Origin of the sequence: Corynebacterium sp. Marseille-Q4381 (assembly GCF_036881695.1) — a bacterium.
Taxonomy (GTDB): domain Bacteria; phylum Actinomycetota; class Actinomycetes; order Mycobacteriales; family Mycobacteriaceae; genus Corynebacterium.
Genome location: NZ_JBAJNR010000003.1, coordinates 23,910 through 47,600, shown reverse-complemented (window position 1 = coordinate 47,600; position 23,691 = coordinate 23,910). Strand labels below are relative to the sequence as shown.

Annotated in this window: 21 protein-coding genes; 13 read left to right on the top strand and 8 right to left on the bottom strand. The window is 64.7% G+C overall.

Annotated elements, in window-relative coordinates:
- Positions 1 to 38: 38 nt before the first annotated feature.
- Together V6D40_RS03335 and polA are read left to right on the top strand one after the other, a co-directional pair.
- The gene (locus V6D40_RS03335) at positions 39 to 1,196 is read left to right on the top strand and encodes a hypothetical protein (RefSeq protein WP_334288950.1); all 1,158 of its coding nucleotides are present in this window, start codon (positions 39 to 41) and stop codon (positions 1,194 to 1,196) included.
- A gap of 24 nt (positions 1,197 to 1,220) precedes the next feature.
- Positions 1,221 to 3,845 carry a DNA polymerase I gene (gene polA / locus V6D40_RS03330; RefSeq protein WP_334288949.1) on the top strand — a complete coding sequence of 875 codons (2,625 nt, stop codon included), beginning with the start codon at positions 1,221 to 1,223 and terminating at the stop codon, positions 3,843 to 3,845.
- A 133-nt stretch (positions 3,846 to 3,978) separates the two neighbouring features.
- Here the strand turns inward: polA and V6D40_RS03325 are convergent, their stop codons facing one another.
- Positions 3,979 to 4,725, bottom strand: a complete 747-nt coding sequence (locus V6D40_RS03325; protein ID WP_334288948.1) for a class I SAM-dependent methyltransferase — start codon at positions 4,723 to 4,725, stop codon at positions 3,979 to 3,981.
- 198 nt (positions 4,726 to 4,923) lie between these two features.
- Here V6D40_RS03325 and rpsA point away from each other — a divergent pair, with 198 nt between their 5' ends.
- From rpsA to V6D40_RS03310, 3 genes are all read left to right on the top strand, one after another.
- Positions 4,924 to 6,405 carry a 30S ribosomal protein S1 gene (gene rpsA, locus V6D40_RS03320; protein WP_334288947.1) on the top strand — a complete coding sequence of 494 codons (1,482 nt, stop codon included), beginning with the start codon at positions 4,924 to 4,926 and terminating at the stop codon, positions 6,403 to 6,405.
- Positions 6,406 to 6,496: 91 nt separating this feature from the next.
- Complete coding sequence (gene coaE, locus V6D40_RS03315) at positions 6,497 to 7,090, top strand: dephospho-CoA kinase (RefSeq protein ID WP_334288946.1); 594 nt, start codon at positions 6,497 to 6,499, stop codon at positions 7,088 to 7,090.
- 64 nt (positions 7,091 to 7,154) lie between these two features.
- A complete protein-coding gene (locus V6D40_RS03310) occupies positions 7,155 to 7,508 on the top strand; it encodes a DUF4259 domain-containing protein (RefSeq protein WP_334288945.1) in 354 nt (117 codons plus the stop codon).
- A gap of 23 nt (positions 7,509 to 7,531) precedes the next feature.
- Here V6D40_RS03310 and V6D40_RS03305 read toward each other — a convergent pair whose 3' ends face one another.
- Positions 7,532 to 8,425 carry a bile acid:sodium symporter family protein gene (locus V6D40_RS03305; protein WP_334288944.1) on the bottom strand — a complete coding sequence of 298 codons (894 nt, stop codon included), beginning with the start codon at positions 8,423 to 8,425 and terminating at the stop codon, positions 7,532 to 7,534.
- A 149-nt stretch (positions 8,426 to 8,574) separates the two neighbouring features.
- Here V6D40_RS03305 and uvrB point away from each other — a divergent pair, with 149 nt between their 5' ends.
- From uvrB to V6D40_RS03290, 3 genes are read left to right on the top strand one after another with little or no spacing between them, the layout of a single operon-like run.
- A complete protein-coding gene (gene uvrB, locus V6D40_RS03300) occupies positions 8,575 to 10,677 on the top strand; it encodes an excinuclease ABC subunit UvrB (RefSeq protein ID WP_334288943.1) in 2,103 nt (700 codons plus the stop codon).
- 31 nt (positions 10,678 to 10,708) lie between these two features.
- The gene (locus tag V6D40_RS03295; protein WP_334288942.1) at positions 10,709 to 11,167 is read left to right on the top strand and encodes a universal stress protein; all 459 of its coding nucleotides are present in this window, start codon (positions 10,709 to 10,711) and stop codon (positions 11,165 to 11,167) included.
- 24 nt (positions 11,168 to 11,191) lie between these two features.
- Entirely contained in the window at positions 11,192 to 11,638 is a 447-nt protein-coding gene (locus tag V6D40_RS03290; RefSeq protein ID WP_334288941.1) for a universal stress protein, read from the top strand.
- A 4-nt stretch (positions 11,639 to 11,642) separates the two neighbouring features.
- On the opposite strand, the gene V6D40_RS03285 is transcribed toward V6D40_RS03290, so the two are convergent.
- The 3 genes from V6D40_RS03285 to V6D40_RS03275 all read right to left on the bottom strand — a co-directional run bounded on the left by V6D40_RS03285 (position 11,643) and on the right by V6D40_RS03275 (position 15,721).
- Positions 11,643 to 13,847, bottom strand: coding sequence for a HelD family protein (locus V6D40_RS03285; protein ID WP_334288940.1), 2,205 nt, complete (start codon positions 13,845 to 13,847; stop codon positions 11,643 to 11,645).
- A gap of 58 nt (positions 13,848 to 13,905) precedes the next feature.
- On the bottom strand, positions 13,906 to 15,030 hold the full coding sequence (locus tag V6D40_RS03280) for a DoxX family membrane protein (RefSeq protein WP_334288939.1): 1,125 nt from the start codon (positions 15,028 to 15,030) through the stop codon (positions 13,906 to 13,908).
- 88 nt (positions 15,031 to 15,118) lie between these two features.
- Positions 15,119 to 15,721, bottom strand: coding sequence for an MBL fold metallo-hydrolase (locus V6D40_RS03275; RefSeq protein WP_334288938.1), 603 nt, complete (start codon positions 15,719 to 15,721; stop codon positions 15,119 to 15,121).
- An 88-nt stretch (positions 15,722 to 15,809) separates the two neighbouring features.
- Between V6D40_RS03275 and uvrA the strand changes: the two genes are divergently transcribed.
- From uvrA to rplT, 4 genes are all read left to right on the top strand, one after another.
- Entirely contained in the window at positions 15,810 to 18,668 is a 2,859-nt protein-coding gene (uvrA, locus tag V6D40_RS03270; RefSeq protein WP_334288937.1) for an excinuclease ABC subunit UvrA, read from the top strand.
- A 289-nt stretch (positions 18,669 to 18,957) separates the two neighbouring features.
- Entirely contained in the window at positions 18,958 to 19,509 is a 552-nt protein-coding gene (gene infC / locus V6D40_RS03265; protein WP_334289097.1) for a translation initiation factor IF-3, read from the top strand.
- A gap of 29 nt (positions 19,510 to 19,538) precedes the next feature.
- The gene (gene rpmI / locus V6D40_RS03260) at positions 19,539 to 19,733 is read left to right on the top strand and encodes a 50S ribosomal protein L35 (RefSeq protein WP_334288936.1); all 195 of its coding nucleotides are present in this window, start codon (positions 19,539 to 19,541) and stop codon (positions 19,731 to 19,733) included.
- Between the two features lie 51 nt (positions 19,734 to 19,784).
- A complete protein-coding gene (gene rplT, locus V6D40_RS03255; protein ID WP_334288935.1) occupies positions 19,785 to 20,171 on the top strand; it encodes a 50S ribosomal protein L20 in 387 nt (128 codons plus the stop codon).
- Positions 20,172 to 20,566: 395 nt separating this feature from the next.
- Here the strand turns inward: rplT and V6D40_RS03250 are convergent, their stop codons facing one another.
- The 3 genes from V6D40_RS03250 to V6D40_RS03240 all read right to left on the bottom strand — a co-directional run bounded on the left by V6D40_RS03250 (position 20,567) and on the right by V6D40_RS03240 (position 22,714).
- Positions 20,567 to 21,235, bottom strand: coding sequence for a response regulator transcription factor (locus tag V6D40_RS03250; RefSeq protein WP_334288934.1), 669 nt, complete (start codon positions 21,233 to 21,235; stop codon positions 20,567 to 20,569).
- A gap of 20 nt (positions 21,236 to 21,255) precedes the next feature.
- Positions 21,256 to 21,471, bottom strand: a complete 216-nt coding sequence (locus V6D40_RS03245) for a hypothetical protein (protein WP_334288933.1) — start codon at positions 21,469 to 21,471, stop codon at positions 21,256 to 21,258.
- 118 nt (positions 21,472 to 21,589) lie between these two features.
- Positions 21,590 to 22,714, bottom strand: coding sequence for a histidine kinase (locus V6D40_RS03240; RefSeq protein ID WP_334288932.1), 1,125 nt, complete (start codon positions 22,712 to 22,714; stop codon positions 21,590 to 21,592).
- Between the two features lie 43 nt (positions 22,715 to 22,757).
- Between V6D40_RS03240 and V6D40_RS03235 the strand changes: the two genes are divergently transcribed.
- Complete coding sequence (locus tag V6D40_RS03235; protein ID WP_334288931.1) at positions 22,758 to 23,570, top strand: TrmH family RNA methyltransferase; 813 nt, start codon at positions 22,758 to 22,760, stop codon at positions 23,568 to 23,570.
- The last annotated feature ends 121 nt before the right edge of the window (positions 23,571 to 23,691 follow it).

The window sequence follows — 23,691 nt, the reverse complement described above, 5'->3', positions numbered from 1 at the left end:
GCAGGCAGTTAGGCGAGAGAGCAACGAAGGAAATTACCGTGACGCACAATCCTTGGAGCCCGCCCTCCCATCCGCAGCAGTCCTACCAGCCGGCCTTCGGCCCGCAGGGCGCCCCTCCGCCGCCGCCCGTCGGGCCAGGCGCGCCTGCGCAAACCGTTAAGACGAACCAGCTGCTGCGGGTGTTCCCGATCGGCATGGCGGTGGTGGCCGCGCTGTCCCTCGTCACCTCGTTTCTGCAGGCGTACAAGACCAGCGCGACCTTGGGTGCGTGGAGCATCGTCGAGGTGCGCACGCTCCTTGGCCACCGAACAGTCAGGTCATCCGACGGCGAGACTCACACCGGCTTCGACACCTCGCTGCTGCTTCGTGGCGAGTTTGTAAACCAGTGGATCGTGTTGCCGATCGCCGCGGTGGTCGTGCTCCTAAGCCTTGTCCTTACCGTTGCACTCGCCCATCGCGCCCGTGGCTGGTGGGCAACCCCGGTGATCGCCCTGATTGCCGCACTCACTCAGTTCTTCTGGGCAGTCCATCTCGCCTCGTTTCCGGTCAAGATCTACTTTGACGATGTCTCCCTGCAACAAAGAGTTGACCAATACGGGGCGCGTGACGCTGCGGTGGGCGCGGGGACCTGGTTATGGATGGCGCTTGGCCTCGCCGGCGCTGCGCTCAGCATCGCGGAGCTCGTCCGAGCCAAGCGCGCCGGCACGGCTGTTGCGCTGTGGTCGCCGAACCCGGCACCGCAGGGCAAGCATTGGTCGCTCATGGGTGCGAGCGCAGTGCTGGCGGTGCTCTTGGCGGCATTTACCCGTGCCCCGATCGCGTGGTTCGTCGAGGTCATGAACGATGGTTTTTACACGCTCACCTTCTACGGGTTCCTCACGCTTGTCGTCGCAGCGGCAGTGCTCGGCGCCACGAAGCGCTGGCGCGCGGCGTGGGTGACCGCGGCTACCGCGTACGGGTGGGAGTTCGTGTGGTTCTTCGTCTGCGCCCTGCAGTCCGAGAACCAGCTCTGGAGTAGGTACACCGCCGGCGCTATCGTCTGGCTCGTCGCCTCCGTCGCCGGCGCTGCCATCGCAGGCATTGGCCTGCGCGCAGCGGCAGTAGACACAGCGCCCCGACCCGCGCCGGCTCAACCCGCGCCGGCACCGTACGCAGGCTTCGGCGGCCACTACCCGCCGGCCCCCACCCGCCCGTAGTCCGGCGCAGCTTGGCCGGGTAGCTTGGAGGCCGTGAAACGCCTTCTGCTTATCGACGGCCACTCCATGGCCTTCCGCGCCTTCTACGCACTACCCGCGGAGAATTTCTCCACCTCCGGTGGGCAGCACACAAACGCGGTGTACGGCTTTCTGTCCATGCTGGCCAACATCGTGGCGGATGAGGAGCCCACCCACATGGCGGTCGCGTTCGACGTCGGCCGGCAGACGTTCCGCACCGAGCAGTTTCCCGAGTACAAAGCGCAGCGCTCCGCGGCACCGCCCGAGTTCAAGGGCCAGGTGCCAATCATTGAGGAGACGCTTGCCACCCTCGGCATCGCCACCCTGTCGAAGGAGAACTTCGAGGCCGACGACATCGTGGCCACCTTGGTCACCGAGGCCCGCGCCGAGGGCGATTTCGAGATCGTTCTGGTTAGCGGCGACCGCGACTACATCCAGCTGGTGGACGAGCACACCACGCTGATGTACCCGACCCGCGGGGTGTCCACGATGACCCGCTTTACGCCCGAAGAGGTGGAGAACAAGTACGGGCTCACACCGGCGCAGTACCCGGACTTCGCGGCGCTGCGCGGCGACCCGTCGGACAACCTGCCGGGCATTCCGAAGGTGGGGGAGAAGACGGCCGCGAAGTGGATTGTGGAGCACGGCTCGCTCGACGCACTGATCGCTGGCGCCGAGAACGTGAAGGGTGTGGCGGGTCAGAACTTCCGCGACCGCATCGAGCAGGTGAAGATGAACCGCCAGCTCACGCAGATGGTCACCGACGTTGAACTTCCGGTCGGGCCTAACGATCTGCAGCTCAAGCCGGCAGACGTGGCCGAGGTGGCCCGCGCCTTCGACGATCTGGAGTTCGGCGTGAACCTGCGCGAGCGCGTCCTTGCGGTGGTGGAGACCACCGGCGCGCCTGCCGACACCGCCTCGGCCGACACCGTCGCGTTGCCAGACGTGGTCGTGGAAGATATCCCCCTCGACGAGTGGCTTGCGGCCCGCGAGGGCGAAGGTGTGGCCGTGTACCTCACGGGCACTGTTGCTCCTGGGAGGGGGGATGTGGAGGGGATCGCTATCGTCGATAAGCAGCGAAAAGCCCTCCAGCGCGACGCAGCCGACCTGTCCCCGGAGGAGGACGCGGCGCTGAAGCGCTGGGCCGAGTCCGACTCACCCAAATTCCTGCACGACGCGAAGGCCGCCTACCACATGCTGCGCGGCCGCGACATCACGCTGCGCGGCATTGCGCACGACACGGCGGTTGCCGCTTACCTGTTGCGCCCGGGCCAGCGCACCTACGCGCTGGAGGACGTCTACCAGCGGCATTTGCAGAAGCAGCTGCGGAGCACGGCGCTTCACGACGCCGCCTCGGCCGTCCTCGAACTCGCCGCCGAACTGTCCGCCCAACTCAGCGCCATCGACTCCTTCGAGCTCTACGCTGACCTGGAAATCCCGCTGACCAGCGTGCTCGCCGAGATGGAGGACGCCGGCATCGCCGTGGACCAGGACGTGCTCGACGAGCTGCTGCGCGACTACACGGACAAGGTCGCCGCGGTGGAGCAGGAAGCGCGGCAGCTTGTCGACGAGCCCACCCTCAACCTCTCCAGCCCCAAGCAGCTCTCCGTGGTCCTCTTCGACAAACTCGACCTGCCGAAGACGAAGAAGACCAAAACCGGCTACTCCACCGCAGCCGGCGAGATCGAGGCTCTGGCTGAGAAGCACCCGCACCCGTTCCTGGACCACCTGCTCGCGCACCGCGAGTACCAGAAGATGAAGTCCACCATCGAGGGGCTGATTAAGACGATTCAGCCGGACGGGCGCATTCACACCACCTTCAACCAGACGGTGGCGTCGACAGGCCGCCTAAGCTCCGCGGAGCCGAACCTGCAGAACATCCCCGTGCGCACGGAGGCCGGGCGGAGGATCCGCTCCGCATTTACCGTGGGTAAGAACTACGACTGCCTGCTCACCGCCGACTACTCCCAGATCGAGATGCGTGTCATGGCCCATTTAAGCCAGGACGCGGGCTTGATCGAGGCGTACAAGGCGGGGGAGGACCTGCACAACTTCGTGGGCTCGCGAGTCTTCGAAGTACCGATCGACCAGGTCACCCCGGAACTGCGCCGTCGCGTCAAAGCCATGAGCTACGGCTTGGTGTACGGGCTGTCCGCGTACGGCCTGTCTAACCAGCTGGGCATCCCGGCAGGGGAGGCAAAACAAATTATGGAGGCCTATTTCCAGCGCTTCGGCGGTGTGAAACGCTACCTAGATGAGGTGGTGGAGCAGGCCCGCCGCGACGGCTACACTTCCACGATTTTCGGGCGCCGCCGCTACCTGCCCGAGCTCACCTCCGATAACCGGCTCGCGCGCGAGAACGCTGAGCGCGCCGCGTTGAACGCACCGATCCAAGGCACAGCCGCCGACATCATCAAGGTGGCGATGCTGCGTGTCGACGCCGCCTTGGACGGCTACACCTCGCGAGTGTTACTGCAGGTCCACGACGAATTGGTGGTCGAAGTCGCCCCGGGCGAGCTGGACGCGGTCCGCGAGATCGTCGAGCGCGAAATGGACGGCGCCATTGAGCTGCTCGTCCCGCTCGAAGTTTCCGCCGGCGAGGGCACGAACTGGGACGAGGCGGCGCACTAGCCGGAAAGACAATGAAACGGGGCGGGTGCCGCGGTGGTCACCACCGGCACCCGCCCCGCGAGCTATTCAGTTATCCCTCCATGCCGCTCACCTGTACGGCTGTCTACGAACTTAACAGGTTCTACAGGCTTGTCTACCGGAGCCGGCAGATGAAGATCGCGGTGCCCGGGAACAGCTCGCCGCGCTTTCTCGACCATTGCCCCCACGTGGTTGCTAAGCCCTCCGGCCACTCGGGCTCGAGCACGTCCTCCAGCTCGAAGCCGGCGCTGCGAAGGGCGCGCACCCAGTCGCCGAAGGTGCGGTGGAACTCCGCGTAGCTCAAGCGGCCGTTGTCGTCGACCTCCACATAGGCGCGCTCGAAGTAACTGATCTCGGCGTGCAGCGCCTCGGGGTCGTCGGGAAACACCCACCGCATGGGGTGGGTGACTGAGAAAACGAAACGGCCGCCGGGTTTGAGCACCCGGGCAATCTCAGCGAGTGCCGCGTCGAGGTCGGCCACGAACGGCAGGGCGCCGAAGGCGGAGAACGCGGTGTCGAAAACGCCGCCGCGGTAGGGGATGGCCAGCACGTCTGCCTGGACAAGGGGGAGCTCAGCCGCGGTACCGGGGCGGCGCGCGAGCATAGCGCCGGAGATGTCGAAGCCGGTCACAAATGTGTTCTCGTCCGCGGCATGCTCCGCAAGCCATGCGCTGCAGGGGGCGGATCCGCAGCCGATTTCGAGGATGGATCTGCCGCGAACGTCACCAAGCAACTGCGCTTCCTTTTCGCTGAGCATTTCCGGGCACCAGTAAAACCCGCTCAGGTACTCCGGATGCTCGGCGTGGTAGCGCGTAGCGTCTGCGTCCCAATGGCGGCGGTTGGCCTGCGTTTCTGCACTCATGTTTATTTGCTTCAGCTGGTCAAAGTCACTACTGTTATGCGGGCGTATCAATGCGACGGGGTGGCGGCGGCCGTAATAGGAGGGCCCTACCACTCTTGTCGTGAGATCGTAGCCCCACCGTGTTGCGCGCCTTCACGGTGCCGCCGAGAGATATGCCCCTACACATTTCGATCTCCTATTTTCGGAGCACATATACATATGCGCACTTCCAACGCACCCCAGGTTGCTATCAACGACATCGGTGGCCCTGAGGAATTCCTCGCCGCAGTTGACGCGACCATCAAGTACTTCAACGATGGCGACATCGTCACCGGCACCGTGGTCAAGGTTGACCACGACGAGGTGCTGCTCGACATCGGTTACAAGACCGAGGGCGTTATCCCGACCCGCGAGCTGTCCATCAAGCACGACGTCGACCCGGATGAGGTCGTCGAGGTTGGCGACGAGATCGACGCTCTCGTCCTGACCAAAGAGGACAAGGAAGGCCGCCTCCTGCTGTCCAAGAAGCGTGCGCAGTACGAGCGCGCTTGGGGCACCATCGAGGAGCTGCAAGCTAACGACCAGCCGGTTACCGGTACGGTCATCGAGGTGGTCAAGGGTGGCCTCATCCTCGACATCGGCCTGCGCGGCTTCCTGCCGGCATCGCTGGTCGAGATGCGCCGCGTCCGCGACCTGGATCCGTACATCGGCCAGGAGCTCGAGGCCAAGATCATTGAGCTGGACAAGCACCGCAACAACGTTGTTCTCTCCCGCCGCGCTTACCTGGAGGAGACCCAGTCCGCGGTCCGCTCCGACTTCCTGCACCAGCTGCAGAAGGGCCAGGTGCGTAAGGGTGTCGTGTCCTCCATCGTCAACTTCGGCGCCTTCGTCGACCTTGGCGGTGTTGACGGCCTGGTCCACGTGTCCGAGCTGTCCTGGAAGCACATCGACCACCCGTCCGAGGTTGTCACCGTGGGCGACGAGGTCACCGTCGAGGTGCTCGACGTCGATCTCGACCGCGAGCGCGTCTCCCTGTCGCTGAAGGCGACCCAGGAGGATCCGTGGCGCGTCTTCGCCCGCACCCACGCTGTGGGCCAGATCGTCCCGGGCAAGGTCACCAAGCTCGTCCCGTTCGGCGCGTTCGTCCGCGTCGAGGAGGGCATCGAGGGCCTCGTCCACATCTCCGAGCTGGCTCAGCGCCACGTTGAGGTGCCGGACCAGGTTGTCGGTGTCGGCGAAGAGGTCATGGTCAAGGTCATCGACATCGACCTTGAGCGCCGCCGCATCTCTCTGTCGCTCAAGCAGGCAGACGAGGACTACACCGAGGAGTTCGACCCGTCGCGTTACGGCATGGCCGACTCCTACGACGAGCAGGGCAACTACATCTTCCCGGAGGGCTTCGACCCAGAGACCAACGAGTGGATGGAGGGCTTCGAGGAGGCTCGCCAGGAGTGGGAGGCACGCTACGCCGAGGCAGAGCGTCGCCACACCGCGCACACCGCGCAGATCGAGCGCCACCGCGCTGCCGCAGCTGAGGCTGCGGAGCAGGGCGGCAACGACTCGAACTACTCCTCCGAGACCAACTACACCTCCGAGACCGGTGCCGGCGCTCCGGCGGCAGACGGTTCCGAGGTTGAGGGTGGTTCCCTTGCTTCTGACGAGCAGCTCGCTGCTCTGCGCGAGAAGCTGGCCGGCAACTAACCTTTAGCCCGCCTTAGGCTGGCTTGCTTGGCGACGGCCCGTTGCTGAACTCCACGGTTGGCAGCGGGCCGTTTTGCTACGTTTGGGTCCTATGAAACGCATCGGGCTCACAGGCGGTATCGGCAGCGGCAAGTCGACGGTGGCGGCGATGCTGGGGGAGACCGGCTACACCATCGTGGATGCGGACAAGATCGCGCGCGAGATCATGAAGCCCGGTTCACCGGTGCTCGGCGAGGTGGCGGCGACGTTCGGCGCGGACCTCATCCGCGAGGACGGCACCTTGGACCGGGCAGGGTTAGCCCGCCGCGCGTTCGCTTCCGAGGGAGAGACGGAGAAGCTCAACGCCATTACCCACCCCGCAATTCGTGCTGATGCCGAGCGTCAATTTGCGGCAGCTGAGGCACGGGGGGACAAGGTTGCCGTTTACGATATGCCGCTGCTGGTGGAGCAGGGTCTGCACAACGACATGGACCTCACCGTGGTTGTCGATGTCGATGCTGAGGAACGCGTGCGCCGTCTCGTCTCCTCGCGCGGCCTTGATGAGGACGACGCTCGGGCGCGCATCGCCCGCCAGCTTGACGACGCTACCCGCCGCGCCGCTGCCGACTTCGTCATCGACAACAACGGTCCGAAATCCCAACTCGCGCCCCAAGTAGAGCGACTTGTTGAGATAATTGGAACCTAAAGTATTTGTTCTAGACCAACGAAATTTACCGGGCGTTAACCTCTGCGGTTTAACCTACTCCGCCATGGGAACTTGGGATACGGGTCCGTTCGACAACGACCCAGCTACGGAAGCTGTCGTCGCCCTGGCGGACGGCACGTTTCGCATGGACCAGTTCCGGTTTGAATGCGGTCGCGGGCCCTTGGGTGCCGACGAGGCGGAATCCGTGATTGCACTGGCCGCGGTACTCAACGGCCACGTCCCGAACCAAGCTGTCGCACACGCGTTGGACTTCCCCTTCAGTTTGGATGACCGGCGGTGGATCCGCCGCCACGCAGCGAAAGCAACGCGCCCCGGTGAGTCCGAGCTCTACGACCTGTGGGCCGATACCGGTGAGCTGGAGGACTGGCTCGCAGCCACCCGGAAGTACGCGTCCTAGCGCAGGGACGGCCGGGAGGATTCCTACTGCTCCTGTGCGGCAACCGGACGCTGGTCCAACAACGCGGAGAGCAGCGGCATCGTCTTGCCTGCGCCGAAGCGCTTCGCGAAGGCCATGAGCACGAACATCATGAAGCTGTTGATGAACACGAAGGTGATGAACACCAGCGGCTCGTCGAACGCCATCGCGCTGATCACGCCCGCGGCTGTGTTGCGCTGCGCAGTGCCCAGGGCACCCAGCTGAGACTTCGCGCCGCCGCCGTCCAAGCCGGTGCCGTAACCGACGTAAAACGCCACGGTGAGGGCGAGCATGCCCACCAACACGCCCTTCCACAACTGTAGATCGCCGAAGTAGGGTCCGAAGGCGACCACAGACAGGACGAGAAAGAACATCATGACTGCGTTGGCCAGGGTACGCACCAGCGGGCGGATCTTGGCAGTCAGCGTCGGTGCCACATTAAACACAACCATGCCGATTGCGAGCGGAAACACCATCTGCAACAGCAGGGGTTCGATTAACGCACTTGAAGAAACGTCCTCGATACCCAGCACCGCGGGTAGCAGCAGCGGCATGATGACCACGGTGGCGACCATAAGCACCAGCTGGATGGTAGCGCCGAGCGCGACCGGGTTCTTACTCAGCTGCGTGAGCGCCATAATCAGGGGCGCCCCGGCCACACACGCGTGGATGAGCATGCCGGTGGAGTAGGGGTGTGCGACCTTAGCCAGCTGGACGAACAACAGCATGGTGCCGGGGACCACGAGAAAATTCACCAGCAGGAGGCGAACGAAGAACTGCCATCCCACGAGGGTCTTCTTCAAATCATCGACCTTGAGCGAAAGGCCGGTGGAGAACATGATCGCCACCACGAAGATCACAGAAGCCGGGGCCATCAGGTTCTGCAAGGTCTCGAACATACTACCTACGGTACTCCGGCGGGCTGAACTGCAGGGATACGTCCCTTCTCGCAGCACTGGTTGAATCCCAATGGGGGATGTGGAATGGCGACGGGAGCCTCATCTTCAGTGTTCGTCGCTGGGATTGTGCTGGGCGTATGCTTGCCAGCATGGCTTTTGCTGCTGAACACCCCGTCCTCGCGCAATCGGAGTTCCGCCCCGTCGGCGAGATCGAGCGTCGCGAAAAGCGTTTTGAGGTCATCTCCGAGTACGAGCCCTCCGGCGACCAGCCGGCAGCGATTAAGGAGCTGGATGCCCGCCTTCGGCGCGGCGAGGAAGACGTCGTGCTTATGGGTGCAACCGGTACCGGTAAGTCGGCAACCGCCGCGTGGCTGATTGAGCAGCAGCAGCGGCCCACGCTAGTGATGGCGCCGAACAAGACGCTGGCCGCGCAGCTGGCGAACGAGCTGCGGCAACTGTTGCCCAACAACGCGGTGGAGTACTTCGTGTCGTACTACGACTACTACCAACCCGAGGCCTACATCGCGCAGACAGACACCTACATTGAGAAGGACTCGTCGATCAACGACGACGTGGAGCGCCTCCGCCACTCCGCGACGTCCGCGCTGCTGTCGCGCCGCGACGTGGTCGTCGTCGCCTCGGTGTCGTGCATCTACGGCTTAGGCACCCCGCAGTCCTACCTCGACCGCTCCATTGTGCTGCGCGTCGGGGAGGAGGTGGAGCGCGACCGCTTCCTGCGCCTTCTGGTGGACGTGCAGTACGAGCGCAACGACATCGACTTCAAGCGCGGCACCTTCCGCGTCAAAGGCGACACCGTCGATATCATCCCCGCCTACGAAGAGGTGGCGGTGCGCGTGGAGTTCTTCGGCGACGAGATCGACTCGCTCTACTACATCCACCCGCTCACAGGCGACGTGATCAGCGAGGAAGACGAGGTGCGCATCTTCCCGGCCACCCACTACGTGGCCACGGACGACCGCATGGAGCGCGCTATCGAGGACATCAAGCTCGAGCTCGCGGACCGGTTGGAGGAGCTGGAGAGCAAGGGCAAGCTGCTGGAGGCGCAGCGCCTGCGCATGCGCACCGAGTACGACTTGGAGATGATTCAGCAGGTGGGCTTCTGCTCCGGCATCGAGAACTACTCCCGCCACATGGACGGCCGCCCCGCGGGCTCGGCGCCGGCCACGCTGATTGACTACTTCCCGGAGGACTTCCTCACCATCATCGACGAGTCCCACGTCACCGTGCCGCAGATCGGCGGCATGTTCGAAGGCGACATGTCGCGCAAACGGAACCTGGTCGAGTTCGGCTTCCGCCTGCCCAGCGCGGTGGATAACCGTCCGCTGACCTTCGATGAGTTCGAAGCGCGCGTGGGGCAGACCGTCTATATGTCGGCCACCCCGGGCGACTACGAGCTCGAGGCTTCAGGCGGCGAGTTCGTCGAGCAGGTCATCCGCCCGACCGGCCTGGTGGACCCGAAGGTGACCGTGAAGCCGACCAAGGGGCAGATCGACGACCTGATCCACGAAATCCGCGCACGCACCGCCAAGGACGAACGCGTGTTGGTGACTACCCTGACCAAGCGCATGGCCGAGGACCTCACCGACTACCTGCTGGACAACGGCATCAAGGTTCGCTACCTGCACTCCGACATCGACACCCTGCAGCGCGTGGAGCTTTTGCGCCAGCTGCGGCTCGGCGAGTACGACGTGCTCGTCGGCATCAACTTGCTGCGCGAGGGTCTCGACCTGCCCGAGGTCAGCCTCGTGGCCATCTTGGACGCCGACAAAGAGGGCTTCCTGCGCTCCACCAAGTCGCTGATCCAGACCATCGGCCGCGCCGCCCGAAACGTCTCCGGCGAGGTCATCATGTACGCCGACCAGATCACCGAGTCCATGCAGGAGGCGATCGACGAGACGGAGCGCCGCCGCGAGAAGCAGATCGCCTACAACAACGAGCACGGCATTGACCCCCAACCGCTGCGCAAGGCGATCGCGGACATCCTGGACCAGGTGTACGAGAACGGTGAAGGGGACGCTGCGTCGCCAAGCTTGAGCTCCGATGCGGCGGTTGCGGACCGCCCGGACGTGTCAGCGATGGCGTCGGATGAGCTTCAGGTGCTTATCGACGACCTGACAAAGCAAATGGGCGAAGCCGCCCGCGAACTCAAATTTGAGCTCGCCGGCCGCCTGCGCGATGAAATCGCCGATCTGCGCAAGGAACTGCGTGGTATGAAAGAGACTGGTAACTAGCGGTACGAGAAATGCAAGGACGATAACGAGCATGCATTCGTATTCCTCAGTCGCGGTCGGCACCGACGGCACGCCGCGCTCCATGGCGGCGGTACGTGCCGCGGCCAGCCTGGCCCGCGTGTACGGCGCAAAGCTGACCATTCTTTGCGCGCACTACTCGGCATCCGGATCGGTGCTCAACTCCACGAACGCGGAGCTGACCGGCGCCAACACCATCACCGAAACCGAGTCCCAGGAGATCCTGGCGCGCGCCGAGGCGGTGGCCGAGGAGGAGCAGGCCGGGGAGGTGGAGCTGATCTCCCGGGCCGGTAAGCCCGCGAACGTGCTCATCGAGGCCGTGGCCGAGATCGGTGCCGATCTCCTCGTCGTGGGCAACAAGGGCATGCACTCGCTCGCCGGCCGTGTTTTCGGCACGGTGCCGGGCAACGTGGCGGTGAAGGCCCGCGTGGATGTGATGTTGGTGGACACTCGGGCCGAAGCACGTAGCTGATGCTGAAGGGTTACACTTTAGACCATGGGCAACTACTACAACACCATCGTCGTCGGCTCCGACGGCTCCAAGTCCTCTCTCCTCGCTGTTGAGCGCGCCGCCAAGATGGCCGTGGCGTTCGACGCCACCCTGGTTATCGGCACCGCCTACTACAAGTCTGAGGAGGACGCCTCCAAGGCGCTGCGCCAGGATTCCGTAACCATCCTCGGCGACGACCAGGCGCTGAAGAACCTGGAGGCTGCGGCTGAGCACGCCCGCTCCCACGGTGCGAAGGACGTGCAGACCGCAACCCGCCCGGGCACCCCGGTTGAGGCGCTCATGGCAATTGTGAACGACAACAACGCTGAGCTGCTCGTTGTGGGCAACCGCGGCATCAACTCCCTGACCGGCCGTCTTCTCGGGTCGGTGCCGGCAGATGTCGCCCGCCAGTCCGACTGCGACGTGATGATCGTCCACACGGTCACCGAGTAGCTAGTTACAGTTCCCCGATCACCGACAGGGTCTGCGTGGCCCGGGTGACGGCGACGTAGAGGTCTTGCCACCCCTGTGGCGAGGCCTCTACTATTTTGCGCGGCTCGACCACGATGACGTGGTCAAACTCGAGGCCCTTCATCAGCCCGACGTTGCCCGCGTCGATCACGGCGCACGAGCGCTCGTCCAGCGGGGCCCGGACCTCGTCTGGGTCGGTGCCGTGCGGGTAGTGGGCGACTGGGGCGCCGGAGCGGATGCTTGTCTGCTCCGCCTTGTCGCCCCCAGCCCGCACCAACACCTCATCCGCGTACGCCATGATTTCTGCCGGGGTGCGGTAGTTCACCGTCAACTCGTGCATACGGAACCGCCCTCCCACAAACGGCTCCAACGTCGCCTCCCAGTCGTCCGTGCCGGCCGGCGCCGAGGTCTGAGCAGTGTCGCCGACCAGCGTCATCCACCGAGAGGGGCAGCGCCGGAACACCATGCGCCACTCCATCGGCGAGAGCTCCTGAGCCTCGTCCACGATCACGTGGCCGTACGCCCACGCCCGGTCTTCCGCGGCGCGCTGGGCCGTGGAACGGGTATCGCGCACATGTTGGCGCCTTGCCAGGGTCTCCGCGTCAATGACGTCGGCCGCGGAGAGGATCTCGGCTTCGAACTGGTCGTCGTCGTTGTCGGTGGCTTCCGACGACGCGAGGATGTCCAGCGCGTCCTCAGCCTCAGCGACCTGTGCGCGCCATTCCTCCTCCTCGCGGCGGCGTTCCTTCTCGGCGTCGTCCGTGCCGATGAGGACAGCGAGCTCATCAACCAGCGCCGCGTCTGCCGGCGTGAACGGCGAACCCGGCTCGCGGTAGAGCGCATCTTGGGTGTACTCGTCGTAATCCCCAGCGGCGTCGGCGATGGCTTCGCGGCTGGTCAACAGCGCATCGAGGACGTCGGCGGGCGCGAGGGTGGGGAAGTGAGCGTTGATCAGCGAACCCACCTGCGGGTGCTCCGCTAAGTCGTCGTGCAGCTGGTCCACGTCCGCCGCGGAAAGCAGGTTCTCCCCACCGAGCGGGTCCTCGCCGATGCGGTGCGCCAGCGCCGCGGCGATCTGGCTCGTCAGCTCCTCCGCGAAGTGGGCCCGGGCGGCGTTGTGGGGTTTGCGCGAGCGACGCGCGCGGGTGCGGGCCGCTTTGACCATGGCTGGAGTGGCGGAGACCGGCACCCCGTCGATAAGCAATGCAACCGGCTCCTTCGGAACCGTCTCGTACGCCTGCACAGCGCGCTTCAAAATCACCGCCATTTCCTCAGAGCCCTTCACCTCGCGCGCTGCGAAAGGTTCGTTCGATGCGAGCGCTTCCGGGGTGAAACCGGGCACAAGATCGGCGATGGTGGTGAGCACTACGCCCGTCTCACCGAGCTCCGGCAGCACGCGGGAGATGTAGTCGAGGAAGGTGTCGTTGGGGCCGATGATGAGCACACCGGTGCGCGAGAGCTGCTCGCGCCAGGTGTAGAGCAGGTAGGCAACACGGTGCAGCGCGACCGCGGTCTTGCCGGTGCCGGGACCGCCCTGCACTACCATCACGCCGCGGGTTGGGTCGCGGATAATCTCGTCCTGCTCGCGCTGGATGGTCTCGACGATTGAGCGCATGTGGCCGGTGCGCGCCGCGTTCATGGCGCGGCGCAGCGCGGCCTCCGAACCGACGCCCGCGCCGTCGGATTCCGTAGGCGCGCCTTCGCCGGAGAGCACCTCGTCGTCGACCGCCGTCACCGTTCGGCCCCGCATCCGGATGTTGCGGCGGGTCTCCACTCCCTCGGGGTGCGCCGTGGTGGCCAGGTAGTAGGGACGCGCACCGGGGGCGCGCCAGTCGAGCAACAGCGTGCGGTAGTGATCTGCCCGGTCGCTCAAACCCAAGCGGCCAACGTAGCGGCGGTCGAGGTCGGTGCGCCCCGCTACGGGGTTCTCGGGGGTGTCGTCGTGCACGTCCACCCGGCCGAAGACAAGGCCCACCTCAGCGATGCCGAGTTGGTCCAGTTTTGCGTTTAGCGCGTGGTACTCGGTTTCGCGGCGGACAAGCGCATCGGAGTCCGGGTTGTCGGGGTCCACGTCGGCCTGCACCTCGGCGAGCTTGGCGCGGGCGGCGTCAACTTCGGCGCCCAAGTGCTGGAACAGGACGTCGACATGCGCCTGCTCCTCGGCCAACTGCTTCTGCTCGTAGTCACGCATAAAGAGAAAAACGGCCCCGGGGGCCGGATTATTCCGGTTCCCGGGGCCGAAGCTTGGGCTAGCCCAGCTTCTTCTGCGCCTTCTTCACAAGCTTCTTCGCCTGCTTTTCAGCCTTGTTAGCCTTCTTTTTCCACTTGCGCTTCTGCCACCAGCTCGGGGAGGCGTCGAGGTTGTCCCACGCGGTCTGCAGGTCGTCCACGGCATCCTGCGCGCGGTCCTGCAGCTTGGAGGCCTTCTTGCTCACCTTGCGCTTTGCGCGGAACTTGTCCAGGCCAGACGGGGTGAGATCGTCGAGGGAGGACTGCAGGTCATCCACAACGGAGTTCACCTTGCGCTTGGCCTTGAACTTCTGCAGCGCGGACGGGGTCACGTCGTCCCATGCGTCCTCGGCCCAGTTCTGCGCGTCGCCCACAAAGTTGTTGACCTTGCGCTTCGCTTTGTACTGTTGGACCTTGCTCGGCTTGAGGTCCTGGTACTTGTCCTCGACCTCGCCGGTCGCGTCGTCGAGCCAGTCGCCGGCGTTGGAAAGGAACTTGGACGTCTGCTTGCGCGCGTCACCGAAGAGGTCCTGCGCCGCGTCGCCAGCCTTGTGGGCCGCCTTCTTCCAGTCGCCCTTGTTGTCGTCGATGTAGTCGCCGACCTGGTCGGTGGCGTCGGAGAACCAGTTGCCCGCCTTGTTCAAGGCCTTCTCGGCCTCGGACTGGGTCGGCAGCGCCTGCTGCACGTTCTTGCGGGCGACCTTCGCGGCGTTCTGCGCGCGCCACTTCATGTCCGGCTTGCCCGCGGTGTCCACGGAGGCGAGCAGGACGCCGCCGGTGAGGGCGAGGTCGGTCAGCGCGCCTGCCTTGCGGCGGGCCTTCTCGTCAGCGTCGCTGGTCTCCCAGAACGCGTTGCGTCCCACCAACGAGGCGGCGGAGGTGGCGGTAAGCAGCGCCGCGGCCGTGCGAGGAGCCTTGCCGAGGGCGAAGAGCGACGCGGCGCCGGCCTTCACACCGCCAGCGATCTGTGCCGCAGTCTCCGGGTCCTTCGGCAGGAAGGCGCGGTACTGGCGGGGGGTAGCGGCGCGCAGCTGCTTGAGCACGCTGTCGGCGCTCTCCTTGGCGCTTGCCGGGTTAAGCACGGTCTGCACGCCATCGATGATGAACACCGATGCGAGCATTGGTCGCGCGATCTTGCGAATCATGATCTAACCAATCCTTCTACGTTGAAATGATGCAGTTATACAACCCACTGTAGACAACATTCGCCGCCAGCGAGGCGGGGTTTGGCGACTACCAGCGGCGCTCCCACCATTCATCAAGGTGAGGGCGCTCAGCGCCGACGGTGGTGGAGGCGCCGTGGCCGGGATGGATCACGGTGTCATCGTCGAAGCGGTCGAAGATTTTTTCCTTGACGTCTTTAAACAGTCGTACGAAGTCGCCCTCGGAGGAGGTTTTGCCCAGACCGCCGGGGAACAGCGAGTCTCCGACGAACAGGTGCGTTTCGCCGTCAATCACCGCTGCTGTGCAGGCGCCGCCAGGGGTGTGGCCGCGCAGGATCGCAACAGACAGGCGCTGCCCGGCAAACTCGAGGTAGTCGCCGTCGTTGAGTTCGTGGTCGACGGGGGCGGGAAGCGCCGGCGACTCCAGGTACGGCGCCCAGTGGGTTGCTTTTGTCGCCTCGAGCACGGACGGTAGCGCGCGGACATGGTCGCGGTGGCGGTGGGTGGTCAGCACATCGGTGATGGTGACCCCGGCCTCGTCTGCGAGCGCGAAAAGGGCTGGGGCGTTATCGGCTGCGTCGATTAGCAGCCCCTGCCCCCTGGATGCCAGAAGGTAGCAGTTGTTGTCCATGTCGGAGACCGAAACGTGGTGCAGCGTCAAGGCATTTTCCATGCATCCAACCCTAGCGGCGAGGAATAGCAGGCGTGTGTGGGCAGTTGGTAGGTTGATGGGGGTTCGAGGCGAAAGGACGATCACTTCTGTGGCTGAACGGCTGACTGTGCGCGGTGCGCGCCAACACAATCTCAAAGGCATCGACATCGAGCTGCCGCGCGACAAGATGTCAGTCTTCACCGGCCTGTCCGGCTCCGGTAAGTCCTCGCTGGCGTTCGACACCATCTTCGCCGAGGGCCAGCGCCGCTACGTCGAATCGCTGTCGTCGTACGCGCGCATGTTCCTCGGCCAGATGGACAAGCCGGACGTGGATTACATCGACGGGTTGAGTCCCGCGGTCTCGATCGACCAGAAGTCGACGAACCGCAACCCGCGCTCCACGGTTGGCACGATCACCGAGATCTACGATTACCTGCGTCTACTCTACGCGCGCGCCGGCACCCCGCACTGCCCGGTGTGCGACGCGGTGATCGAGCGGCAGACGCCGCAGCAGATCGTCGACCAGATCCTCCAGATGGAGGAGCGAACGAAGTTCCAGGTGCTCGCGCCGGTGGTGCGCAAGCGCAAGGGTGAGTTCGCCGACCTGTTCCAAGACCTCGCCGCCCAGGGTTACGCCCGCGTCACCGTCGATGGTGAGACGTACCAGCTGTCGGACCCGCCGAAGCTGGAGAAGCAGGTCAAGCACACTATCGACGTTGTGGTGGACCGTCTGACCGTGAAGGCGAGCCAGAAGCAGCGCCTGACGGATTCGGTGGAAACGGCGCTCAAGCTGGCGGACGGTCTGGTGGGCTTCGACTTCGTCGACCTGGACGCGGATGACCCGGACCGGGTGCAGATCTTCTCGGAGAAGATGGCCTGCCCGAACGGACACAAGCTGGACGTGGAGGAGTACGAGCCGCGGGCGTTCTCCTTCAACTCGCCGTTCGGCGCCTGCCCGGCCTGCGACGGCTTAGGCGTGCGCAAGGAGGTCGACATCGACCTTGTTATCCCGGACCCGGACGCGCCCGCGGTAGATGCTTTCCAGATCTGGAACTCCAGCCCGAACAAGGCCTACTTTGTAAAGCTCATCGAGGCGTTGGCGAAGGAAGAGGGCTTCGACGCGCACGCGCCGTTCAGCTCCCTGACCAAGACGCAGCAGAAGCACTTGGTGCACGGCTCGTCCACCCAGGTCAACGTGCGGTACAAGAACCGCTACGGCCGGCAGCGCTCCTACACCGCCGCCTACGAGGGTGTGATCGGATACCTCGAGCGCAAGATGGAGCAGGCGGATTCCGACGCACAGAAGGAACGTCTGCTGGCCTACACCCGCGAAGTGCCGTGTCCGACGTGCAAGGGCGCACGCCTGAAGCCGGAGATCCTCGCGGTGAGGCTCGATTCCACGACGCACGGCGAGAAATCCATTGCAGGCCTGACCGAACTGTCGATTGAGGACGCCTCCGAGTACCTGGACAACCTGGTGCTGGGCTACAGGCAGGAAATGATCGCAGGTGCCGTGCTGCGGGAGATTCAGGCGAGGTTGCACTTTCTTATCGACGTCGGCCTGAACTACCTCACCCTCGCCCGCTCAGCCGGCACGCTCTCGGGCGGCGAAGCCCAGCGCATCCGTCTGGCGACCCAGATCGGTTCCGGCCTCGCAGGTGTGCTCTACGTGCTGGATGAGCCGTCGATCGGCCTGCACCAGCGCGACAACCAGCGCCTGATCAAGACCTTGAAGAAGCTGCGCGACCTGGGCAACACGCTCGTGGTGGTCGAGCACGACGAGGACACGATCCGCGAGGCGGATTGGCTGATCGACATCGGCCCGCGCGCCGGCGAGTACGGCGGCGAGGTGGTCTACCAAGGCGCGCCGAAGGGGATTGAGAAGGCGAAAGACTCGCTCACGGGCGACTACCTGTCTGGGCGCAAGAAGATCGAGGTGCCGTCGGAACGCCGAGCCGTGGACAAGGACCGCAAGCTCAAAGTCGTCGGCGCGCGCGAAAACAACCTCGACAACGTCAGCGTGGAGATTCCGCTGGGTGTGTTGGTCGCGGTCACCGGCGTTTCCGGTTCCGGCAAGTCCACCCTGGTCAACCAGATCCTGGCGAAGACCCTGCAGAACCAACTCAACGGCGCCCGCCAGGTACCGGGGCGCGTGAAGAAGGTTGAGGGGCTCGAGCACCTGGACAAACTGGTGCAGGTGGACCAGTCGCCGATTGGGCGCACCCCGCGCTCGAACCCGGCGACGTACACCGGCGTGTTCGACAAAATCCGCAACCTTTTCGCGGAGACGCAGGAGGCGAAGGTGCGTGGCTACAAGGCCGGCCGCTTCTCCTTCAACGTTAAAGGCGGCCGCTGCGAGGCGTGCCGCGGCGACGGCACCATCAAGATCGAGATGAACTTCCTGCCGGACGTGTACGTGCCCTGCGAGGTGTGCCACGGCGCGCGCTACAACCGCGAGACGCTCGAGGTGCGCTACAAGGGCAAGAACATCGCCGAGGTGCTCGACATGCCGATCTCTGAGGCGGCCGAGTTCTTCGAGCCGATCACGTCCATCCACCGTTACCTGCAGACGCTGGTGGACGTGGGTCTGGGTTACGTGCGCCTCGGCCAGTCCGCAACCACGCTCTCCGGCGGCGAGGCCCAGCGCGTGAAACTCGCGGCGGAGCTGCAGAAGCGGTCCAACGGACGCACCATCTACATCCTCGACGAGCCGACGACCGGCCTGCACTTCGAGGACATCCGCAAGCTGATGCTGGTGCTCAACGGCCTTGTGGACAAGGGCAACACGGTGCTGGTGATCGAGCACAACCTCGACGTGATCAAGAGCGCGGACTGGATCATCGACATGGGCCCCGAGGGCGGCTCGGGCGGCGGAACCGTTGTGGCGAAGGGTACCCCTGAGGACGTTGCAAAGGTCGACGCGTCCTTCACCGGCCAGTTCCTGAAGGACATCCTCGCCGAGGCTTAACCGCGCGGCCGTCGTGGCGCTGTGCGCGCCAATTTGGAGATGGGCGGTGGGGCGTGGTACTTTTACCAGCACTACCGCCCAGTGCACCTTTTCTAGGTGTGCGGGCCACAAGTGGAGTTCTTCCCACCCCACGCCGCCGGTTAGAGTTGGCTACGGGTAAACGGTACGAGAGGATTGCGCATGCGCGATCTGATCTGCTGACGAACTCCCGCTGAACCCAAACGGTTCCAGCGGGTTTTTTCTTAGGGAGGGCTCGGCGCGTGGCCCGGTAGCACCGGTAGCAACTGACATTGTTTTCCTCGTTTATAGGAGTGTTCTCATCAGCGCTGAAGCTCGGATCAACGAACGTATCCGTGTCCCGGAAGTTCGTCTCGTCGGCCCGTCCGGCGAGCAGGTGGGTATCGTCCGCACTGACGACGCCCGCAAACTGGCGTACGACGCCGATCTCGACCTGGTCGAGGTGGCGCCGAACGCCAAGCCCCCCGTGTGCAAGATCATGGACTACGGCAAGTTCAAGTACGAGCAGGATCAGAAGGCCCGCGAGGCCCGCAAGAACCAGCAGCAGACTGTGGTCAAGGAACAGAAGTTCCGGCCGAAGATCGATGAGCACGACTATCAGACGAAGAAGGCCAATGTTGAGCGCTTCCTAGAGAAGGGCAACAAGGTCAAAGTCACGATCATGTTCCGCGGCCGCGAGCAGTCGCGCCCGGAGCTCGGCTTCCGTCTCCTCGAGCGTCTTGCAGACGACATTGGGGATCTCGCGGTGGTCGAGGCCCGTCCGAAGCAGGACGGCCGCAACATGACCATGGTTTTCGCACCTGCTCGCAAGGGCAAGAAGTAGCACGTCAACGATTCTGAAGGGCTTTCACAATGAAGCAGAAGACCCACAAGGGCACCGCGAAGCGCATCAAGGTTAACGGTAACGGCAAGCTGCGTCGCGAGCAGGCCGGCAAGCGCCACCTCAACGAGAAGCTTTCCTCCAAGCGCCGCCGCAAGCTGTCCGGCACCACGGACGTCGCTGCGGCTGACGTCAAGCGCACCAAGCGCCTCCTCGGCATGTCCTAAGCACTGCCTGATTCACTACCACGACGAAGAAAGACAAGGAAGTAAGAACTCATGGCACGTGTCAAGCGTTCAGTTAACGCCAAGAAGAAGCGCCGCGCGATCCTCAAGTCCGCGAAGGGCTACCGCGGCCAGCGCTCCCGCCTGTACCGCAAGGCCAAGGAGCAGTGGGTCCACTCCGAGACCTACGCCTACCGCGATCGCCGCAAGCGCAAGAGCGAGTTCCGCAAGCTGTGGATCCAGCGCATCAACGCTGCCGCTCGCATGAACGACATCACCTACAACCGCCTCATCCACGGCCTGAAGCTTGCTGAGGTCGAGGTTGACCGCAAGATCCTCGCCGAGCTGGCTGTGAACGACTTTGCTGCGTTCTCCGCCCTGTGCGAGGTTGCGAAGAACGCCCTCCCGGAGGACGTCAACGCTCCCGTGAACGCTGCGTAAGAACGCCTCGTTCTACGAGCAAGTCCCCGCTGCCGCTTACTTTGCGGCGGCGGGGACTTTTTGCTGGCTTGGGACGCCTGGGTGGCGATCGGTGATAGCGGGTAACTCAGAGATGGCTTGGTCGCGACCTGCGGAAACGTCGACCCGGGCGGAAGTTACCCGCTATCAGCGCAACCCACTGGCAGCCTACCGGCGGCGGACCGGCTGCCGATGGGCACCGGCCGGCGGCTTACCGGCGCGTGCCGATCGGTGATAGCGGGTAACTCGGAAGAGGCCATTTTGCGACCTGCGGAAACGTCGGCCCGGGCGGAAGTTACCCGCTATCAGCACGACTCGCCAGCGACGGACTGCGATCCGCTGGCGGCCCACCGGCCACCCACCGGCGACCAAGCCACCTACCGGCGGCCGCTGAGCACCGTCACCACCAAATCGAGGCGCGAGGTCACGTCGTACAGGCTGAGCAGGTTCGACACGTGCTTCTTCACGGTCGACTCCGAGTAGTTGAGACGCTTGGCGATGTCGGCGTTGCTGAGGCCCTCGCACAGCAGGTCGAGCACGCTGCGCTCGGCGGCGGTGATCCCCGCTGGGTAGGAACGCTCGTTGCCGGCAATCGGAGCGGATGCTTCGGCGTCGTGCGGCGCAAGGTAGCGGACCAGATTGTTCATGGCGGCGGGGGAGACCACGGTGCCGCCGGTGACCGCCTGTCGCACGGAGAGAACGATTTCGTCCGGCGGTTGGCTTTTCAGGATGTAGCCGCGGCCGCCGTGGGCGAGGATGTCCAGCATCGCCTTGTCGTTCTCTAGCGATGTGATGGCGAGAAACGCCGGCGTGTTCGGCCGCTGGCTGAGGTGGTGGAGAAGCGTGGCTCCGCCCATCTTGGGCATGTAGACGTCGGAGAGCACGAGGTCTACTTGATCCGGGTCGATGAGGTCGAGGGCCTCGGCGCCGTTGGAGGCGCTGCCCACGACATCGATGTCTCCCGCAGTTAGCAGGTAGCGGGTGAGGACGTCGCGGACGAGTGGGTCGTCGTCGACAAGAAACACCCGGATGCGTTCGTTGCTCACCGCTTAAAGCCCCGCTTGGTTTACTTGCACCAGAGGCGGCCGATGATGCCGCCGCATTCGAAGGTGTCGCCGACTGCGCCGGATGCGAAGGTGGTGATGACCTTCTCCTCAGCAACCTCAGCAACCTCAGCAACCTCGGCCTGGGCGGCGGAAACCGGAGCGATCGCGGTGAGTGCTGCGGCAGCCAAGGCAGCTGCGGCGACGCGCTTCGGGGTTTGCGATACACGGGTGCGCATGGGAACGGGTCCTTTCGTTCTGGTGACGCGAAACTAGCTGGCCCTCATTATCCGCCTTTGCAGCCGGCAGTCGCAATGAGGCGCGCGAAGGGGGAACGAAAGTACCCACCCGGGGAGGCTACTTTGGTGCATTCGGAATTCGCAGCTCGTAGCGCCACGTGTCACCCTCGAAGCCAGACGAGAACGAGCCGCCGTCGGCCGCCACCAGCGCCTCGATGTCCTCCAACCCGATGCCCGTTGTCATGTGGACGTTGCGCTGCCGCGGAGCGATCATGTTCTGCACCGCTACGGTGACGGCGCCGTCGTCCGCCACGGCCGCGACAATGACCGGCCGACTCGGGTCGGCGTACTTCAGCAGGTTCGTCTGCATCTCGCGGCAGACCTCCGCGGCGTGGGGCAGAGACGCGCCCTTGAACACCGCGGGTTCCAGCCCCGACTCGATCACGGTGAAGCCGTGGCTTCGCAGCACCTCGGTGAGCTCCTGGAGGGAGGCAAACGGGGTCACCTCAGCGGGAGCGAGAACCGCCAACGCGTCGTCGGAGCGCATGAACCGGATGAGCTCCCGAACCTCGTGCATCGCGCGGCGGGCGTCCTCGGCGATCAGCTGCGCTGAAGCTGCGTCCTCCGCGTTGCCGGCCATGGCTAGCGCCTCGCTGCGTAAGACCACGGAGGTCAACGACGCCGCGACTGACCCGTGCAGGGCCTTGACGGTGCGCTCGCGTTCGTCGTCAAGCTGCTGCTTATAACGCGCATACGCCTCGCTGCGAACCTTCATTGCGTTGCGCAGCGCGGTGCCGCTGGCCCACGCAGCCGCGAGCAGTAGCAGGAGGAATACGGCGGTGGCCAGGTCGTCCGGAACGACCACCCCGGCCGTCAGGTGCGTCTGGAGTAAGTACCAAGTCAGCAGCGCTAAAGGGATGCTCGCTCGCGGCCGCGCACGTAGCCCGAGGAGCGCGACCAACAGGATCGACCCGGCCACGATGAGCGGGCCGCGGTACGCTGCGTGCGCCGCGGCGAACTGCAGCAAGACGCCGTAACCGACGGCCCCCGCGACAGGGGAGAAGTACGCCGCACCTAAAACCGCGGCAGCAGCCAAAGGGAAAATCACAGTGCCGCTGACGATCCCGTCACCAACGCCGCCGGCAATAGTCGCCAGGCTCACCGCCGCAACCGCGGCGAGCACTACAGCGGTACCGACGATCGCGGCGCGTCTTGAAGCAGCGTCTGCGCGCAAGGATCTCATCACGGCTGCAAGCGTATCGCGGCGCCGACGTAGGCTGTGTGCCATGACTTTGGATTTCACCCAGCCCTACACCGAGCGCACCCCGCGGGTGGTGAACGCGGCGAAGCTCAAGCGCGCTGCCGGCCGCAAGAAAGCGAAGGCGTTTCTTGTGGAGGGGGAGAATTCCGTCGAGGCCGCGACCGCCACGGGTGCGGCGACGGACCTTTTCGTCACCGAGACCGCCGCGGAGCGTTTCGCCGAAGTGGTGACCACCGCGCGCTACATGGACGTCTACATCCACCCGATCACCGACAAAGCCGCCGACCACCTCGCCGACACGGTGTCGCACACGGGCATTTTCGCCGTCTGTAGGCCGGTGCTGTGGTCGGTGGGATCCATTCTGAAGGGTAAGCCGGGCACCGTCGCCGTGTGCGTGGAGACGAACGACCCAGGCAACGCGGGCACGATCATCCGCATTGCGGACGCGCTGGGGGCCGACGCGGTCATCTTCGCCGGCGACACGGTCGACCCGGAGTCGCCCAAGGTGGTTCGCTCCACCGCAGGCTCGCTCTTCCACATCCCGGTTGCCCGCGACCGGGACATCAACCGCGTGATAGGGGAGCTCAGGGCAGCAGGCTTATCGACGTTCGCCACAACAATGCACGGCGACCTCAACCTGGCCCAGCCCGGCGATGCCCTGCGCCAGCCCACGGCGTGGCTCTTCGGCAACGAGGCCCACGGCCTGCCCGAGGACCTGCTCGAAACCGCCGACTACCGCGTTTCCATTCCAATTCAGGGCAACGCCGAGTCGCTCAACCTCGCAACCGCCGCGAGTATCTGCCTCTGGGAATCGGCCAAAGCGCTCGGAGAACGCTAATCGCGGAGTGCGCGCGCCAAACAAAACTGGGTGAGGACGATCTGGTTCGCCTCGCAGAGCTAGCAGGCAAGTAACCTCCACCCGTGCGTGTCCGCTCTCTGTCGACGTACTCGAGACGGTC

What these genes read in the sequence shown, in the direction of transcription:
- V6D40_RS03245 (WP_334288933.1), bottom strand. Translation starts at nt 21,471, where the DNA reads ATGCGCACCCGTGTATCGCAAACCCCGAAGCGCGTCGCCGCAGCTGCC.
- V6D40_RS03285 (WP_334288940.1), bottom strand. Translation starts at nt 13,847, where the DNA reads ATGCGTGACTACGAGCAGAAGCAGTTGGCCGAGGAGCAGGCGCATGTC.
- rplT (WP_334288935.1), top strand. Translation starts at nt 19,785, where the DNA reads ATGGCACGTGTCAAGCGTTCAGTTAACGCCAAGAAGAAGCGCCGCGCG.
- coaE (WP_334288946.1), top strand. Translation starts at nt 6,497, where the DNA reads ATGAAACGCATCGGGCTCACAGGCGGTATCGGCAGCGGCAAGTCGACG.
- V6D40_RS03325 (WP_334288948.1), bottom strand. Translation starts at nt 4,725, where the DNA reads ATGAGTGCAGAAACGCAGGCCAACCGCCGCCATTGGGACGCAGACGCT.
- rpmI (WP_334288936.1), top strand. Translation starts at nt 19,539, where the DNA reads ATGAAGCAGAAGACCCACAAGGGCACCGCGAAGCGCATCAAGGTTAAC.
- V6D40_RS03295 (WP_334288942.1), top strand. Translation starts at nt 10,709, where the DNA reads ATGCATTCGTATTCCTCAGTCGCGGTCGGCACCGACGGCACGCCGCGC.
- uvrB (WP_334288943.1), top strand. Translation starts at nt 8,575, where the DNA reads ATGGCTTTTGCTGCTGAACACCCCGTCCTCGCGCAATCGGAGTTCCGC.
- V6D40_RS03240 (WP_334288932.1), bottom strand. Translation starts at nt 22,714, where the DNA reads ATGAGATCCTTGCGCGCAGACGCTGCTTCAAGACGCGCCGCGATCGTC.
- V6D40_RS03310 (WP_334288945.1), top strand. Translation starts at nt 7,155, where the DNA reads ATGGGAACTTGGGATACGGGTCCGTTCGACAACGACCCAGCTACGGAA.
- rpsA (WP_334288947.1), top strand. Translation starts at nt 4,924, where the DNA reads ATGCGCACTTCCAACGCACCCCAGGTTGCTATCAACGACATCGGTGGC.
- V6D40_RS03290 (WP_334288941.1), top strand. Translation starts at nt 11,192, where the DNA reads ATGGGCAACTACTACAACACCATCGTCGTCGGCTCCGACGGCTCCAAG.
- V6D40_RS03305 (WP_334288944.1), bottom strand. Translation starts at nt 8,425, where the DNA reads ATGTTCGAGACCTTGCAGAACCTGATGGCCCCGGCTTCTGTGATCTTC.
- V6D40_RS03235 (WP_334288931.1), top strand. Translation starts at nt 22,758, where the DNA reads ATGACTTTGGATTTCACCCAGCCCTACACCGAGCGCACCCCGCGGGTG.
- V6D40_RS03275 (WP_334288938.1), bottom strand. Translation starts at nt 15,721, where the DNA reads ATGGAAAATGCCTTGACGCTGCACCACGTTTCGGTCTCCGACATGGAC.
- V6D40_RS03280 (WP_334288939.1), bottom strand. Translation starts at nt 15,030, where the DNA reads ATGATTCGCAAGATCGCGCGACCAATGCTCGCATCGGTGTTCATCATC.